The 16,465-nt window shown below is 70.4% G+C and carries 15 protein-coding genes; 9 read left to right on the top strand and 6 right to left on the bottom strand.

Features of this window, described 5'->3' with window-relative positions; genetic code table 11:
- The first annotated feature begins 17 nt into the window (after nt 1–17).
- The 7 genes from J2847_RS02075 to J2847_RS02045 all read left to right on the top strand — a co-directional run bounded on the left by J2847_RS02075 (nt 18) and on the right by J2847_RS02045 (nt 9,720).
- A complete protein-coding gene (locus tag J2847_RS02075) occupies nt 18–419 on the top strand; it encodes a response regulator transcription factor (protein ID WP_209776614.1) in 402 nt (133 codons plus the stop codon).
- Entirely contained in the window at nt 416–2,680 is a 2,265-nt protein-coding gene (locus J2847_RS02070; protein ID WP_233474217.1) for a 3'-5' exonuclease, read from the top strand. The genes J2847_RS02075 and J2847_RS02070 overlap by 4 nt, the downstream gene beginning before the upstream one ends.
- Complete coding sequence (locus tag J2847_RS02065) at nt 2,680–2,889, top strand: hypothetical protein (protein WP_209776612.1); 210 nt, start codon at nt 2,680–2,682, stop codon at nt 2,887–2,889. Before J2847_RS02070 ends, J2847_RS02065 begins: the two co-directional genes overlap by 1 nt.
- 5 nt (nt 2,890–2,894) lie before the next feature.
- On the top strand, nt 2,895–5,606 hold the full coding sequence (locus tag J2847_RS02060) for an ATP-binding protein (RefSeq protein ID WP_209776738.1): 2,712 nt from the start codon (nt 2,895–2,897) through the stop codon (nt 5,604–5,606).
- A gap of 228 nt (nt 5,607–5,834) precedes the next feature.
- The gene (locus J2847_RS02055; RefSeq protein ID WP_209776610.1) at nt 5,835–7,469 is read left to right on the top strand and encodes a hybrid sensor histidine kinase/response regulator; all 1,635 of its coding nucleotides are present in this window, start codon (nt 5,835–5,837) and stop codon (nt 7,467–7,469) included.
- A gap of 107 nt (nt 7,470–7,576) precedes the next feature.
- Nucleotides 7,577–9,328 (top strand): PAS domain-containing sensor histidine kinase, encoded by a 1,752-nt coding sequence (locus J2847_RS02050; RefSeq protein WP_209776609.1) that lies wholly within the window; start codon nt 7,577–7,579, stop codon nt 9,326–9,328.
- The gene (locus J2847_RS02045; RefSeq protein WP_085556436.1) at nt 9,325–9,720 is read left to right on the top strand and encodes a response regulator; all 396 of its coding nucleotides are present in this window, start codon (nt 9,325–9,327) and stop codon (nt 9,718–9,720) included. Before J2847_RS02050 ends, J2847_RS02045 begins: the two co-directional genes overlap by 4 nt.
- A gap of 29 nt (nt 9,721–9,749) precedes the next feature.
- Here the strand turns inward: J2847_RS02045 and moeB are convergent, their stop codons facing one another.
- From moeB to J2847_RS02015, 6 genes are all read right to left on the bottom strand, one after another.
- Nucleotides 9,750–10,907, bottom strand: coding sequence for a molybdopterin-synthase adenylyltransferase MoeB (gene moeB, locus J2847_RS02040; protein WP_209776607.1), 1,158 nt, complete (start codon nt 10,905–10,907; stop codon nt 9,750–9,752).
- Nucleotides 10,908–10,931: 24 nt separating this feature from the next.
- The gene (locus J2847_RS02035) at nt 10,932–11,210 is read right to left on the bottom strand and encodes a MoaD/ThiS family protein (protein ID WP_209776606.1); all 279 of its coding nucleotides are present in this window, start codon (nt 11,208–11,210) and stop codon (nt 10,932–10,934) included.
- Nucleotides 11,207–12,601 (bottom strand): TfuA-like protein, encoded by a 1,395-nt coding sequence (locus tag J2847_RS02030; protein ID WP_209776604.1) that lies wholly within the window; start codon nt 12,599–12,601, stop codon nt 11,207–11,209. Before J2847_RS02030 ends, J2847_RS02035 begins: the two co-directional genes overlap by 4 nt.
- A complete protein-coding gene (locus J2847_RS02025) occupies nt 12,598–13,890 on the bottom strand; it encodes a YcaO-like family protein (RefSeq protein ID WP_209776602.1) in 1,293 nt (430 codons plus the stop codon). Before J2847_RS02025 ends, J2847_RS02030 begins: the two co-directional genes overlap by 4 nt.
- A 32-nt stretch (nt 13,891–13,922) precedes the next feature.
- Nucleotides 13,923–14,447 (bottom strand): hypothetical protein, encoded by a 525-nt coding sequence (locus J2847_RS02020; RefSeq protein ID WP_209776601.1) that lies wholly within the window; start codon nt 14,445–14,447, stop codon nt 13,923–13,925.
- 275 nt (nt 14,448–14,722) lie between these two features.
- Nucleotides 14,723–15,220 (bottom strand): hypothetical protein, encoded by a 498-nt coding sequence (locus J2847_RS02015; protein WP_209776599.1) that lies wholly within the window; start codon nt 15,218–15,220, stop codon nt 14,723–14,725.
- A 350-nt stretch (nt 15,221–15,570) separates the two neighbouring features.
- Between J2847_RS02015 and J2847_RS02010 the strand changes: the two genes are divergently transcribed.
- Nucleotides 15,571–16,017 carry a hypothetical protein gene (locus J2847_RS02010; protein WP_223677874.1) on the top strand — a complete coding sequence of 149 codons (447 nt, stop codon included), beginning with the start codon at nt 15,571–15,573 and terminating at the stop codon, nt 16,015–16,017.
- 139 nt (nt 16,018–16,156) lie between these two features.
- Nucleotides 16,157–16,444 carry a hypothetical protein gene (locus tag J2847_RS02005; RefSeq protein WP_209776598.1) on the top strand — a complete coding sequence of 96 codons (288 nt, stop codon included), beginning with the start codon at nt 16,157–16,159 and terminating at the stop codon, nt 16,442–16,444.
- Nucleotides 16,445–16,465: the final 21 nt, after the last annotated feature.

Genomic DNA, 16,465 nt, shown 5'->3' with positions numbered 1-16,465 from the left:
CCGGAGGACGCTCCACCATGAAGCCGACCATCCTGGTCGCCGACGACGAGCCCAGCATCGTCCTGTCGCTCCAGGTTCTCCTGCAACGCGCCGGATTCGAGGTGCGGATCGCCCGCGACGGCGAGGACGCGCTCCGCTCGGTCGAGGCCTACACCCCCGACCTGATCCTGCTCGACGCCATGATGCCGAAGCGCGACGGCTTCGACGTCTGCCAGACCCTGCGGGCCAACCCGGCCTGGCGCGACCTGCCGATCATCATGCTGACGGCGAAGAGCCGCGACGTCGAACGGCAGAAGGGCATCGCGCTCGGCGCCACCGACTACATCACCAAGCCCTTCTCGACCCGCGATCTGGTGAGCTCCGTCCGCCGCCATCTCGGCATCACGGCCGAACCCGCCGCGGCCGGGGGCGACCGATGACCTCGCCCACCGCCGGCGTCGGACTGTCCGACTGCCCCGGCTCCAGGGGAACCCTGCCGGGCGGAAACGGCACCGCGCCGGCGGCGGCGCCACCCCGGCGGATGATCCCCTTCGCCTTCCGCGTGGTCGGCGGCGGACTGGTCGCCCTGGCGGTCGGGCTGGCGGTCGCCGTCCGCTCCTCCAGCGCCGCCGACCCGCTGCTGACCTACGCCGTGGTCATGACCGGCGCCATCGCCGCCGGGGTCTGGCTGCTGTGGCTGGCGGTCGACCGCTGGCTGCTGCGCGCCGCCGAGACGCTGAGCCGCGAGGCCGGGCTGATCGCCCACGGCAACGCCGAGGGCACCGTCGGCGGGCGGGTGCCGCTGGCCCGCTACGGCGACCTCGTGCCGATCGCCCGCGCGGTCAACGACCTTTCCGACAAGCTGGCCCTGGTCCGCCGCGACATCGCCCGCACCGTCGCCGAGTCGACCGCCAGGGCGGAGGAGCAGAAGACCCGACTTGCCGCGGTGCTGCGCGACCTCCACGAGGGCGTGCTGGTCTGCAACACCCGGCACCAGATCCTGCTCTACAACCAGACCGCCCTCGACATCCTGCACCTGACCGGCGAGCTGGGGCTCGGCCGCTCGCTGCTGCACGTCGTGGTGGCCGAACCGGTCGTCCACACGCTGGAACGGTTGACGCTGCGCGTGCGCGAGGGCCGGCACCGCAACCATGAGCACGGCACCACCGCCCAGTTCATCGGCTCCACAACGGACGGACGCATCCTGCTGCAAGGCCGCATGAGCGCCATCCTCCAGGATCCCGAAGATGGCGCGGATGGGCCGCCGGTCATCACCGGCTACGTCGTCACCCTGTCGGACGCGACGGGGGAACTGGCGGCGCTCGGCCAGCGCGACGCCCTGCTGCGCGAGGCGACCGAGGGGTTCCGCGCGCCCATCGCCAACCTGCGCGCGGCGGTGGAGACGCTGTACGACAACCCCGACATCGGCCCCGGCGAGCGCGCCGCGTTCGAGAGCGCCATGCTGGAATCGACCGACGCCCTGTCCCAGCGGCTGGAGCGGGTCGCCGTCGCCTATCGCGACGTGGTCACCGGCAGCTGGCCGATGAGCGACATCCACTCCAACAACCTGATCAATCTGGTCCGCCACCGGGTGGAAAGCGAGACTGCGGGCGGAGCCGCCGAATCCGGCATCACGGTGACGTTGACCGGCCTGCCGCAATGGGTGCATGGCGACAGCCACAGCCTCGTCCTGCTGCTCGGCCATCTGATCGATTCGGTGCGGGCCCTGACCGGAACCTCCAGCTTCGATATCGGAGCCGAGAGTGGCGACCGCTGGATCTATCTCGATCTCGTCTGGCTGGGAACGGCGGTGCCCAGCGCCACGCTGGACGGCTGGCTCGACCGCCCGCTGCCCGACGCGCCGGGCGGCCTGACCGTCGGCGACGTGCTGCAACACCACCGCAGCACCGCCTGGAGCGAGCCGGTCCCCGGCCGTCCGGGCTTCGCCCGGCTGCGCGTGCCGGTGCCACCGGCCCTGTCGCCCCCCTCGGCCCACACCCACGCAGCCCAGAGCCACGCCAGGGCCGGCGCCCGACCGGAGTTTTTCGACTTCGACCTGCTGCACCAGCCGCTCGCCACCAGCGAGCTGGGGCGGACTCCGCTCGACCGGCTGCATTACGTGGTGTTCGACACCGAGACCACCGGCCTGTCGCCCAGCAGCGGCGACGAGATCATCCAGATCGCCGCGGTGCGTGTCGTCGGCGGCCGCATCCTGACCGGCGAGACCTTCAACGCGCTGGTCGATCCGAAACGGGCGATCCCGCCCGAATCGATCCCCTTCCACGGCATCACCGACGCCATGGTCGCCGGGAAACCAACGGCGGAGACGGTGCTGCCCCAGTTCCGCGCCTTCGTGTCGGGCGCGGTGATGGTGGCGCACAACGCGGCCTTCGACCTGAAATTCCTCAAGATGAAGGAGCGGGCATCGGGCACCGCCTTCGACGGGCCGGTGCTCGACACCATGCTGCTGTCGCGGATGCTGCTGGGCAACGACGGCGACCACACGCTGGACGGCATCGCCGAGCGGCTGGGAATCGCGGTGGTCGACCGCCACACCGCCCTGGGCGACAGCCTCGTCACCGCGGCGATCTTCCTGCGCATGGTGGAGATGCTGCGCGAGCGCGGGGTGACGACGCTGGACGACGCCATCCGCAGCGCCAACATCCTGGTCGAGCTGGCGGCGCGGGAGCGCGCCTTCTGATGGCCCGGCGTGGGGAGAACGGCCGCTCTCCGCGCCGCGACCGCATGGTCGCGCTGTTCCTGCTCGGGCTGCTGCTGTTCAACCCGCCGCTGCTTCGGCTGTTCGGGGTGGAGGGGACGCTGTTTGGCGTGCCGCTGCTCTACGCCTACATCATGGGCGCCTGGGCGGTGGTGATCGCGCTGGCGGCGGTCGCGGCGGAGCGCCGGTGAGCGCCATGCCCTGGACCACCGTCCTCCTCGCCTCGCTCGTCTACCTGTCGGCGCTGTTCGCCATCGCCCATTGGGCCGACCGGCGGGCGGCGGCGGGGCGCAGCGTGATCGCGTCGCCCACGGTCTACGCCCTGTCGCTGGCGGTCTATTGCACGACCTGGACCTTCTACGGCTCGGTCGGGCGGGCGGCCTCGCTCGGCATCGGCTTCCTGCCGATCTATCTCGGCCCCACCCTGCTGATGCTGCTGGCCCCGCTGCCGCTCGCCAAGATCCTGCGCATCGCCAGAACCCAGGGCATCACCTCCATCGCCGACTTCATCGCCAGCCGCTACGGGCGCAGCCCGCTGCTGGGCGGGCTGGTGGCGCTGACCGCCGCGATCGGCGTCACCCCCTACATCGCCCTGCAACTGAAGGCGGTCGCCGTCAGCTTCGACGCGCTGACCGGCGGCGCGCAGGGCAACGCCGCGCTGCTCGACAAGGGCCTGCTGACCGCCGCGATCATGGCGCTGTTCGCCATCCTGTTCGGCACCCGCCGGATCGACACCGCCGAGCATCACCCCGGCATGGTCGCCGCCGTCGCCTTCGAATCGGTGGTCAAGCTGGTCGCCTTCCTGGCCGTCGGGATCTTTGTCGTCTGGGGCCTGCACGACGGGCTCGCCGCCCTGTTCGCCGAATCCGCCCTCCGCCCCGACCTGCAACGCCTGTTCACCGCCGGCCCGGCGCTCGACCAGGGCGGCTGGCTGGCCTCGACCCTGCTGGCGGCGGCGGCGATGCTGTGCCTGCCCCGCCAGTTCCAGGTCATGGTGATCGAGAATGTCGAGGAGCGGCACCTGAACCGGGCGCTGTGGCTGTTCCCGCTCTATCTGCTGCTGATCAACCTGTTCGTGCTGCCGGTGGCGCTGTCGGGACTGCTGCGCTTCGGCGACTCCACCGACCCCGACCTGTTCGTGGTCGCCCTGCCGCTGGCCGGCGGGATGGAGGCGCTGGCGCTGCTTGCCTTCCTCGGCGGGCTGTCGGCGGCGGCCGGGATGATCGTCGTCGAGTCGGTGGCGCTCTCCACCATGCTCTGCAACGACCTGGTGATGCCGGCGCTGCTGCGGCTGCACCCGGCGATGCTGCGGCGCTCGACCGATCTGGCGCCGCTGCTGCTGGCGATCCGCCGGATCGCCATCGCGGCGATCCTGCTGCTCGGCTACCTGTATTTCCGCATCGCCGGCTCGGCCTACGCGCTGGTGTCGATCGGGCTGATCTCCTTCGCGGCGGTCGCGCAGTTCGCCCCCGCGCTGATCGGCGGGCTCTACTGGCGGGGCGCCACCCGCTCCGGCGCGCTGGCCGGGATCGCCGGCGGCACGCTGGTGTGGGCCTACACGCTGCTGCTCCCCAGCTTCGCCCGCTCGGGCTGGCTGCCGCTCTCCTTCATCGAGTCCGGCCCCTGGGGAATCGCCACGCTGCGCCCTTACGCGCTGTTCGGGCTCGAGGGGTTCGACCCGCTGACCCACGCGCTGTTCTGGAGCGCGCTCGCCAACATCGGCCTCTACATCGCCCTGTCGCTGGCCGACCGCCCCGATTCGGCGGAGCGGTCGCAGGCCGCCGCCTTCGTCGACCTGTTCGGGGAATCCGCAGCGCCCGCCCCCTCGCCCGCACCCTCGGCCGACTGGCGCGGCGCCGCCAGCGTCGGCGACCTGACCCGCACCGTCGCCCGTTTCCTCGGGCCACAGCGCGCCGAGCGGGCCTTCGCCGGGGCCGACCCGTCCGAACCGGCCGGGCCGGAGCGGCTGCGGGTCGCCGAACGGCTGCTCGCCGGAGCCATCGGCGGCGCCTCGGCCCGCGTGGCGCTCGCCTCCTCGGTGCCCGGCGGCGCGGTCGAAACGGCGGAACTCCTGCGCATGCTGGACGAGACCAGCCACGTCATCGCCCACAGCCGGCAACTGGAGCTGAAGACCGGCGAACTGGAGCGGGCCGGCGACGCCCTGCGCGCCGCCAACCTGCGGCTGACCGAACTCGACCGGCTGAAGGACGAGTTCCTGTCCACCGTGACGCACGAACTGCGGACCCCGCTGACCTCGATCCGCGCCTTGACCGAGATCCTGCACGACGACCCCGGCATCGACGCCGAGCAGCGCCACGAGTTCCTCGGCGTCATCATCACCGAGAGCGAGCGGCTCACCCGCCTGATCAACCAGGTCCTCGACATGGCGAAGATCGAGGCCGGCGAGGTGCAATGGGACATCGCCGCGATGGATCCGGCAGCCGCGCTGGAGCAGGCCGCCGCCGCCACCTCGGCGCTGTTCCACGACCGCGGCGTCGCGCTGGAGGTGGCGCTGGACGATCCGCTGCCGCCGGTGCTGGGCGACCGCGACCGGCTGGTGCAGGTCGCCGTCAACCTGCTGTCGAACGCCGCCAAATTCACGCCCGCCGGCGGCCGGGTGACGCTGTCGGCGACGGTCGCCGACGGCGAACTGCGGGTCGGCGTCGCCGACGACGGCCCCGGCATCGCCCCCGAGCATCACGAGGCGGTGTTCGACCGCTTCCGGCAGGTCGGCGACCCGATGACCGACAAGCCGGCCGGCACCGGCTTGGGGCTTGCCATCTGCAAACGCATCGTCGAGCATCTGGGCGGCCGCATCGGCGTGGTCAGCGCGGCCGGCGCCGGCGCCACCTTCTGGTTCACCGTGCCCCTGGTCCGCTCCGCGCCGCGTTCGGCCAGCCTCGTCTGAGCGCGTTTCGGTGGCATGGCCGTCTTCCTCCGGCGCGATCCCGTGCTATCATGGTGGGCTTGTGTCGCAAGGGACGGTCTGAAAGGAAGGATTTTGCGGTTTCCCGACGCTTCCCGACCTTTGATGTCTGCAACTCCGGCGGATGGGTGTGCTACGACTTTCTCCATTCGCGCGGTCCGGAGCCGGGATCGGGCCGCGGGTCGCGTGGAACGGCGTTAGGAAGGCGGGATGGGCAAGATTCTGGTGGTCGACGACGAGCGGGACGTCGAAACGCTGATCACGCAGCGCTTCCGCCGTGCCGTCCGCTCGGGCGAGCTGGAGTTCCTGTTCGCCCATGACGGGCAGGAGGCGCTGGCGACCCTGCGTGCCGAGCCCGACATCGACATGGTGCTGAGCGACATCAACATGCCCGGCATGGACGGCCTGACGCTGCTCGACCATCTGCCGCAGGTCAACACCGACATCCGGGCGGTGATGGTCTCGGCCTACGGCGATCTCGGCAACATCCGCGCGGCGATGAACCGGGGTGCCTTCGACTTCATCGTCAAGCCCATCGACTTCGCCGACCTGGAAGCCACCATCCACAAGACACTGGAGGCCTGCCGGACGGTGCGCAAGCTGCGCGCCGCCCTCCAGGAGACCCGCACGGCCGAGGCCGCGTCCCGCGCCCAGGCCGAGCGCCTGCGCCGGGTGCTCGACACCAGCCCGATCGGCGTGTCGATCCTCACCGAGGAGGGCGAACTTCTCTACTGCAACCAGCGTTGCCTCGACCTGTTCGGCACGACCCCCGACGCCATGCGCGAGCATGGCGCGGTGGCCCTGCACCGCCATGTTGAGGCGCGCGGACTCGATCCGGCCGGGTCGGCCGTGGTTCCGGAGAAGGAGCGGGGCGACCTCGAAACGGTCCGCAACGACGAGATCCAGTTCGTCCGCGACGACGGCCGGGCCGTCTGGATGATCGTCTCCTTCGACCACACGGTCTATGAGGGGCGCGCCGTCTACATCGTCTGGCTCCACGACATCACCGAGCGCAAGGTCCAGGCGGAGGCGCTGCGGCGGGCCAAGGATTCGGCGGAAAAGGCCCTGAGCGATCTGGAGCGGATGCAGGGCGACCTGATCCGGGCGGAGAAGATGGCGGTGATCGGCCAGCTCATCGCCGCCGTCGCGCACGAGATCAACACGCCGGTCGGCATCGCGCTGACCGCCGCCACCCACCTCCAGAACGCCTCGGAATCCATCATCCTGACCTTTCAGGGCGGCCTGCTGCGCAAGAGTGATTTCCAGGAGTATGTCGGCACCGCCAGCGAGGTGTCGTCCCTGCTGGTCACCAACATCGAGCGCGCCGCCGCCCTGATCCAGAGCCTGAAGCTGGTGACGGAGGGCAAGGCGTCCTCCCCGCGCAGCCGATTCGACCTGCGCGAGTATCTTGCCGACATCATCCTGGCCGTGCGGGTCCAGCCCGCCGCCGCCGGGCACGAGCTTCGGCTCGACTGCCCGGAGGGGCTGCTGCTCGACACTTATCCGGGCGCCCTGACCGAGGTGTTGATCGCTCTGCTGACCAACGCCTTCGCCCACGCTTTCGACGCCGGGCGCGGGGGCCGGGTGACGGTCACGGCCCGCCTGCTGGACGAGGAGCGGGTGGAGCTCCGTGTTGCCGACGACGGGCGCGGCATTCCGCCGGAGATCCTGCCCCGCCTGTTCCAGCCCTTCGCCACCACCCGGCGCGGCGCCGGCAGCATGGGGCTCGGCCTCTACGCCGTGTTCAATCTGGTCACCGGCAAGCTGGCGGGGGAGATCGACGTCGAGAGCGTGCCCGGCTGCGGAACCGGATTCATCCTGCGGCTGCCGCTCGACGTTCCCTGAGAACCACCCTCCAGGAAAACCCTTCGTTTCCTATCGTATCGATTGCATCGGCGGTTTCCCTGCACGACAATGCCGCGACGCCAACGACAGGTGGATGCGCAACGGTCATGAGCGGCCCGGACGACACCGGCATCAACAGCGGCACCCACAGCGGCGACGGCGTGGCCGTCGACGAGCTGGCGGCCCCGGCGTCGGTGCAGGGCACCATCGACCGGGCCCGCCGCTACCGCGAGCAGGTGCTGTCGGTCATGCCCGGGGTGATCATCCACCAGGGCGGGCAGCAGGGCGGAAAGATCCTGCATTGCACCGAACCGGCGGCGCTCCTTCTCGGCTACGGGTCGGCCGGCGACGTGCTGGCCCTGCCCGGCATCCTGGCGCTGATCCCCGAGGACACCGCCTTCGCCGACCGCCACGCCTACGAGCAGTGCCTGGCCGGCGTCGTGCGCGCCGATGTCCGCCGCATCAAGCGCCGACACGCCGACGGCAGCGTGCAATGGTTCGACCAGCTTCTGGAGCCGGTGGACTGGGGCGGCGCACCGGCGGTGCTGGAAACGCTGGCCCAAGTCCGGCCGCACACCAGCTACGCCCAGATGCCGCATCAGTGGCAACTGCTCCAGGCCGCCATCGACGCGATGCCGAACGGCGTGCTGATGCTCGACCGCGACCGTCGGATGGAGGGGGCAAACAGCGAGTTCCTGCGGCTGTGGGACTATCCGCCCGGCCTGTTCCCGCCCGGCACGCCGATGGACGTGATGCTGCGCTACAACCACGAGCGCGGCGATTACGGCGATGTCCCCGCCGAACCGGTCATCGCCGAGCTGGCCAGCCGCTTCCTGGTCCGCTGCGTCATCAACGCCGAGCGTCAGGTACCGAGCGGACGAATCCTTGACATCCGGACGGCACCGCGCGCCGATGGCGGCTATGTCGTCACCCACGTCGACATCACCGACCGCAAGCGGATCGAAAGCGAACTGCGCGAGGCCAAGGAGCGCGCCGAAGCCATCCTGAAGGAGCTGCGCGACACCCAGCAGCAGCTCATCGTGCAGGAGAAGATGGCGTCGCTCGGCCAGCTCACCGCCGGCATCGCCCACGAGCTGAAGAATCCCCTGAACTTCGTCAACAACTTCGCCGAGCTGTCCAGCGAGCTGCTGACCGAGCTGCTGGCGCTGCTCGCCCCCCTGAACGGCCATCTGGATGCCGACGCGCGCACCGACGCCGACGACCTCGTTGCCAGCCTGACCAGCAACCTGCACAAGATCGCCGACCATGGCCGGCGGGCTGACAACATCGTCAAGAGCATGCTGGCCCATTCGCGGGGCGGCGGCGGGGAATGGCAATCCACCGACCTGAACGCGCTGGTGGACGAGGCGCTGTCACTCTCCTACCACGCCGTCCGCGCCCAGGACCGCGACTTCAACACCGAGCTGGAGCGCCGGTTCGATCCGGCCGTGGCGTCGCTGAACCTCGTGCCCCAGGACATCTCGCGCGTCCTGGTGAATCTGTTCACCAACGCCTTCTACGCGCTGCGCAAACGGCAGCAGGCGGAAACCAGACCCGACTACCATCCAAGGCTGATCGTTTCGACCGTCGATTGCGGATGGAAAGTCGAGGTCAAGATCCGGGACAATGGCACCGGCATGCCCCAAGCGGTGATTGCAAAACTCTTCACGCCCTTCTTTACAACCAAGCCGACGGGCGAAGGCACCGGCTTGGGGCTTTCGCTTAGCTACGACATCGTGGTACATCAGCACAGAGGGCGATTCGACGTGACCAGCGCCGAAAACGACCACACCGAATTCACGATCACGCTGCCACGCGCCGTACCGGCGGTGTCGCTAGGGGAGCGCCGCAAACCATGACCCTGGGTATCCTTGTCGTTGATGACGAGCCGGACGTCGCGGATCTGTTCCGGCAGCGCTTCCGCGCCGAACTGCGCACCGGGCAGTTGGCGCTGCATTTCGCCGCCTCGGCGGAGCAGGCCCTGGCGTCTCTGGCCGCCGGCCTTCAACCGGAAGCGGTGCTTGTGCTCAGCGACATCAACATGCCGGGCATGAGCGGTCTGGCCCTGCTGGAGCGCCTGCGGGCGGAATTGCCCACCGTGCCGGTGGTGATGGTGACGGCCTACGGCGATGACGAGAACCGGCAGCGCGCGCTCGACAGCGGCGCCACCGATCTGGTGACCAAGCCGGTGGATTTCGCCGCGCTGAAGAAGCTGGTCAACTCGGTCCTCGCCGAGAAAACGGCGGCGTAGCGCTCCGTCACCGGCCACCCGCCACACGCTCATCCGCCGCACACCGCCGCGATGTCGGACAGCACCGCCGTGACCCCGTTCGAGCAGGACGGGCAGTCCGGGTCGGCGGGCACCGCGATCTCGTTGAACTCCCCGCGCAGGCCGTCATAGAGCATCAGCCGGCCGGCCAACGGCTCGCCCAGCCCAAGCAGCAGCTTGATGGTTTCCGCCGCCATGATCGTGCCGATCACGCCGGGCAGCACGCCCAGCACGCCGGCCTCGGCGCAGGAAGGCGCGTATTCCGCCGGCGGCGGCTCCGGAAACAGGCAACGGTAGCAAGGCCGCAGGCCGGGTGCCGCCCCACCGAACACCGCGACCTGCCCCTCGAAGCGGAAGATCGCGCCGTAGACGTTCGGCACGCCGAGCCGCAGGCAGGCGTCGTTCACCAGATAGCGCGTCGGCAGATTGTCCGAGCCGTCGACCACCACGTCGTGGCCGCCGAGCAGTTCCAGAACGTTGCCGGCTTCCAGCCGGGTGTCATGGGCCACCACTTCGATGGTCGGGTTGAGATCGAGCAGAGCCGTCCGCCCGCTCTCGACCTTGCGCTGGCCGAGCCGGCTCTCGGCGTGCAGGATCTGGCGCTGCAAATTGCTGCGCTCGACCCGGTCGTCGTCGATCAGGGTCAGCCGCCCCACCCCGGCGGCGGCGAGATAGAGCGCGATCGGCGAGCCGAGCCCGCCCGCCCCGATCAGGGCGACGCGGCTGCGCAGCAGACGGTGCTGACCGGCCTCCCCCACCTCCGGCATGGTCAGATGGCGTCGGTAGCGCTCGCGCTGGGCGGCGTCGAGCTGCGGCGGCACCTCCACCGGCAGGCCCGCCGCCTTCCAGGCCGAGAAGCCGCCGGCGACCGACCGGACGTCGGCGTAGCCGAGCCGGGCCAGATCCTCCGCCGCGAACAGCGAGCGGGTGCCGCCGGCGCACAGCAGCAGCACGGTCCGCGCCGCATCCGGCGCCTTGTCCTCGATTCGCAGCTCCAGGAAGCCGCGCGGCAGGCGCAGCGCCCCGGCCGGGCTGCCGGAAGCGGTCTCCTCGTCCTCGCGGACATCGACCAGCAGGGCTCCGCCGCTCTGCAAGGCCAGGGCATCGGCGGGGCCGACCTCCGGAATGCGGGCGCGCAGCTCGGCCAGACGGCGGTCCTTCAGGCTCATGACGCTCTCCTCAACCGCAGGGCCTCAACCGCCCGCCAGGGCGACCATCAGGGTCAGGGTGGCGCCGGCCGGCAGCGTCGCGTCCAGACCGCCCAGCCGGCGCACGTCGTCGCGGCCGAGATAGACGTTCACGAAACGACGCAGTTCGCCCTCGGCGGTGAACAGCCGGTCATGGAAGCTCTCCTGCCCGGCGGTCAGCGCGGCCAGCGCCTCCCGCACCGTGGCGCCGGGCACCGCCACCTGATCGCGCCCGCCGACGAAGCCGCGCAGCGGCGTGGGGATGCGGATCGTCGTCTCGCTCAAATCGTCTCCTCCTCGGCCTGCTCCGCGGGGCCAAGCGCCGCCTCGGCCTCCCCGGCCAGCTGGCGGAACAGGTCGCGCACCTGCTTGGCGCGCATCAGGTCGATGCGCAGATCATGCACGTCCTTGAAGCCGGCTTCAAACGACCAGACATCGGCCGGCGCGTCCATCAGCGCCTCGCTGTTGGCGAGGTGGTCGGCGATCAGCTCTTCCAGCGTGTCCTTGGGCTGCTGGCCGGCGTCGCCGAAATGCAGCTCCATCACCCGCTCGATCAGCGCCGCCTCCTCGGCGGTCTTCTCGTAGAGGCCGCGCAGGCGCAGTTCGTTCAGCACCGGCTTGGTGGTGCGGGTCAGGAAACGACGCGGGATCAGCCACTGCCGCATCGCCCGCTCGATCGCCAGTTCGGTCGCCAGCGCGGTGAACTCGGCGTCGGTCAGGTCGTTGCGCCGGCACCAGTCGGCCAGTCCGGCAGCGTCGGGAATGCCGCGCGCCGCGCAGAAGCGGCGGATCTCGGCGGCGACCGCCTCCTGGTCCACCGTGACTCCGAGCGTGTCGGCAAGCTGCACCACCAGCAGCCGGCCGAGCGCCGCCGCGTTGATCTCGGCGAAGTCGCGACGGTGCAGCGCCGCGTGGCTGGCGATCTCCGACAGCGGGACGCTGTGCCCGCCATGGGCGACGCGGCGGTCGCGCTCGTACAGCGCCTCGAAATAGTGCGAGGCGTTGAAGGTGAAGGGCGCCGGTCGCGGCGGAGTGATCAGGCTGCGCAGATGGACCAGCAGCGCCTCGGCGTCGAGCCGCTTCTGATCGACCGCTCCGGTCGCCAGGAAGGCGTCGAGCCCGGCCGCCTCCGATTCGCCCAGCCCGGCCCCGGCCCACACGCGGTCGCGGGTGCGCTCGGTGAAGTAGAGCGCCTTGGCGGCGGCGATCAGCCGGTCGTGGCGCTCCCTGTCGATCGCCCCGGCGGCCACTGCGGCGGCAAGGCTGGCGCGCAGGTTGACCAGCGGCTCCGACAGGGGGAAATAGCCGTCCTCCGGCCCGGCATGGGCCAGCGCCACCTCGTCGTCGCCGCTCAGGCGGCCGTCGATGTACTGCCGCGCCACCTCGCCGACCGGCACCATGCCGAAGGGGTGGCATTCGGCGGCGCGCAACGCCCCCATGCTGGAGGCGCCGTAGACGGCGACGCCGCTGTGGAGGGCGAACAGGATCTCCTTGTGCCAGACCGACAGCGACTGGCCGAACACCCCGTCGATCAGGGCGATCACATCCGGCCGGTGGATGGTCATGGCGCTGAGGATGTCGGCCTGGGCGGCGGGCGGCAGATAGACCGCGCCGGGCAGCAGGGCGCGGGCGTCGGCCACCGGCATGGTCGGCCCGAGAAAGACGCAGATTCTCATGACGCCGCTCCCGCCATCTGGCTCCGCAGCGCGTTGGCGAAGGCCACCGGCCGGGCGCCCGGCGCGTAGAAGTCGAAGTTGTAGCCCTCCAGGCCGGGCACCACCACCCGCACCACCGGGATGTCCATCTCCGGTTGGGTCAGGTCGAAGACCAGCGCCTGCTCGACGCCGGTCTGGCGCAGAATGCCGAGCAGCAGGGCAATGTCGCCCTCGAAGGTCGGCGTCGCGCGGTTGACGAAGCGCCGCCCGTCCACCGTCGCCGGCTGGCTCTCCAGCGCGGCGACCTCCGCGGCGCCGTCGGCGTTCTGGTTGCGGATCAGGTCGCGGCGGAAGAAGTCGTCGCGCGACCCGGCGATCAGCACCAGACGTGACTGCACCGCCTCGGTCAGGGCGCGCGCCATGGCGACCGCCGGCTCCAGATGGGTGCCGTAGCCGCGGTGCATGCCGGTCTTGCGCAGGTCGCGGTCGTAGACCATCGCCATGTAAGTCGGCACCCCCATGTCGGAGGTCACGTCGAACAGCAGCGGCCGGATGCCCGCCTCGTCGAAACGGCCCAGCAGATCCCGGATCACCGGACTGTCGATGGTCTCCAGCGCGACGCGCGGGGTGGGCCAGCGCAGCGCCTCGGCGGCGTAGCGCCAGCAGGCGACCGAATCGCGCTCGATCACCTCGTAGAGGCCGGCGGCGACCGCCTCCAGTATATGGTTGCCGCTGGCCAGCCCGTTGGTGCCCATCGCGTAGAAGCTGCGCAGCCCCGGCCGCGCCACCGGGTTGCCCAGCAGGGCCACCGAGGTCCAGGGGGCGGCGATGCTGCGCCCGCCCATCAGATCCCAGCCCCAGGCCCAGAACTCCGGCCGGTCCGGGCGGAAGGAGCCGTTCTTGGTGCCGGGCAGCCGGTCCACCGGGATGCGAGCGGCGGCGGGAAGCTCGTTCCAGCTCGCCTCGATGTAGGGCAGCCGGAGCGTCTCGGCGTGATGGAACTCGATCGCCTCCATCGCTGCCGAGACGGTGGCGGCGGCGAGGCTGAAGCCCTTGCCGGCGCTCCCCGACAGGGTCGGGCTGTTCGGCCGGTGGCCGAGCACCGTGTGGATGCCGAGCCGGTCGAGGCCGGTCACGTCGGCCAGCCGCGTGATGCCGCAGCGGCCGAGATGCGGAGTGATGCGCGCCAGCGTCTCCTCGGGCGTCGCGGTGCGGTGCGTGCCGATGAAGAAGCGCTTGGCGGCGCGGTGGACGGCATCGCCGAGCCGGATTCCCGGCTCGGCATGCCGCGAGGATGCGCTGTCGGTCATGGACAGGATCAGGCCATCCGCGTTCCGCCCGTTCAGGACTGCGAGGGGCCGGTCGTGGTGTTGCCCGTTGCCGGAGTGGCCGCCGCCGGATTCGCCGTCGCAGGCATCGCGGCGGCGGGCAGCGCCGCCGCCGGGTTCGCCGTCGCAGGCATCGCGGCAGCGGGCAGCGCCGCCGCCGGGTTCGCCGTCGCGGGCATCGCGGCGGCGGGCAGCGCCGCCGCCGGGTTCGCCGTCGCGGGCATCGCGGCAGCGGGCAGCGCCGCCGCCGGGTTCGCCGTCGCGGGCATCGCGGCGGCGGGCGTCGCGACGGCGGCAACCGAGGCGGCGGTCGCGATGGATTCGACGGTCACGCCGGCATCGATGCCGTCCTTCTTGCCGGACAGGCTTCCGAACGCCTCGGCGGCGGCCCCACGCACATCGTCGGCGGACACCCCGCCAAATCCATTCTGCTCAAGCAGCGCCTGCTTTCCGGCGGCATCCAGCGCGTTGAGCTGGTCCCGGAACTCGCCGTCGGTGGCGAGACGCTTGATGAGATCGAGTGCGCGTTCGTTGGCCATGGTGCCCCCCTAGGTCAGGCTTCGCCGGATGGATTGCCGCAATCGGACGTGACGCCTAAACCAATAGCATAGGCACTTTTGAAAAATACCACTCAAAAAACGTAGTACCCGCCCCGGCTGATCGAAATCCGATTCCCGCCCGCGCACCGGCCGACCGATGACGCACTCCCGCCGGAAGGTTCGACCAGGGCGCGGCCTCCAACCGGCTGACCGACCGGAAAGAGGCCGCGACTCGAGACATGATGCCCCTTGTGCCAGCGTGGCGGCGTGGGCGATCAGGCGACCGCCGTGCCACCGGCCGCGCTGGCACCGAAAGCCGACGAGCCAAAGGCCGAGGAAGCGAACGCCGAACCGGCGAAAGCGGAGGCCCCGAAGGCCGACGCGCCAAAAGCCGACGCGCCAAAAGCCGATGCGCCGAAGGCGGCGGCGGAGGTGACGGACCCGAACGCGGCGGTGCCGCACACCGCCTCACCGGTCGCCCACGCCTTGTTGCCCTTGGCCGCTCCGGCGCTCCTCGGGACATTGCGCAGGGCGGCACCGGCAGCCCGCAGGTCGTCGACTCCAACCTCACCGAAACCGCTGCGGTCGAGAAGCTCGCGCTTCCCGGCGGCTTCCGTCTGCTTCAAACGGCTGCGGAACTCACCATCGGTGGCGAGACGCCTGATGAGATCGAACGCACGCTCCTTGCTCATGACCGGCCCCTGTCTGTTCGTGTTCGAAAAATCCCACGCAACGGGATCGCCGTGGATATTATTACGCAGATTTTTCGCCATCAATTCCCTCAATCATCCAAAAAAGATATTTTTCTTCGCAGTATTTCTCTAATTTCGCGATCGACGCCGTGCCGACGCCGCCGACACGGCACCGCATGCCGTTGAAAAGCACACATCCCGTGACACGCCATGCGCCGATCGTCTATGACCGTCCTACGAACAACTCCAGCCCGTTGGGCACGGCATCGGCAAATCGACATCCACCCGATGCCAATCGAGCCACCCTTCATCGTCCAATATTCTCTTTTGTCGGGCTTCGCCGGCGCTGCTAGATTGCCCGGGTTCGGGGCAGAGCGGGACCTTCGTGTCTTGGCCATCCCCGGCATCGACGACAGCAGGATTGAGGAAACATGATGGCTCGTTTTGGGATCGCATCGCTGGCCCTCGCCGCCGCCCTGGCCGGCGGCTGGCTGACGCAGGCCGCACCGGCGGCGGCGCAGAGCACGAAGCCCCAGGGCCAGCAGCCGGAATGGTCCGAAGGCCACAACCAACGCCCGACCAAGCGCGGCGACGAAGCCCTGCCGGCCGGGACGCTGACCGTCCGCACCGCCGCCACCGCGCCCGGCGCGCTGGGTGTCTATGTCCGCAACGGCTTCCCCTTCGACGTGGTGCTGACTCGGGTCGACGCGACCGAATGCGTCAACATCGTGCCGACCGACTGCGGCCCGATCGGCCAGAACATCCGGGTCGCCACAGGGGCCGAAACCCTCGTGCGCACGCTGCACCAGGCCGACCCCGCCCGCAGCTTCGGCGCGACGCCGACCTACAGCTGGCAGCCCGCCGTCGCGGCGAAGTAAGCCGCCCGGCCGGCACTCCGGCCTTGACATCGGGCCGGGCGCGGGCTGAATGCCTGAACACCGGCGCCGTTCCCCGGCGGCTTCCCGACAAGGGGCCTCGGCGGGAGCACGGCGCCGGTTTCCACCAGCGGCCGGCACGATGCTCTCCTTTTCCAAGCTTCTCCTTCTGGCACTGATCGTCGGCGCCGTCTGGTTCGGCTGGCGCTGGGTAAGCCGCGTCAACGCCATCGGCCGAGACCGCGTCGCCGCCAAACGCCGCGATTCGGACGCGGCAACACGGCGCGCCTCGGCCTCCCGCGCCGCGCCGCGGGCCGACCCGCAAGGCGCCGAGGCCGAGGACATGGAGAAATGTCCGGAATGCGGTGCCTACGTCGCCCCGCGCTCGGCCGTGTCCTGCGGCCGTCCGGCCTGCCCCTACGGACGCTGACGGCTTGATTCCGCAGGCACG

The organism is Azospirillum agricola (assembly GCF_017876095.1).
Lineage (GTDB): Bacteria > Pseudomonadota > Alphaproteobacteria > Azospirillales > Azospirillaceae > Azospirillum > Azospirillum agricola.
This window is presented reverse-complemented; position numbering and strand designations above follow the sequence as displayed.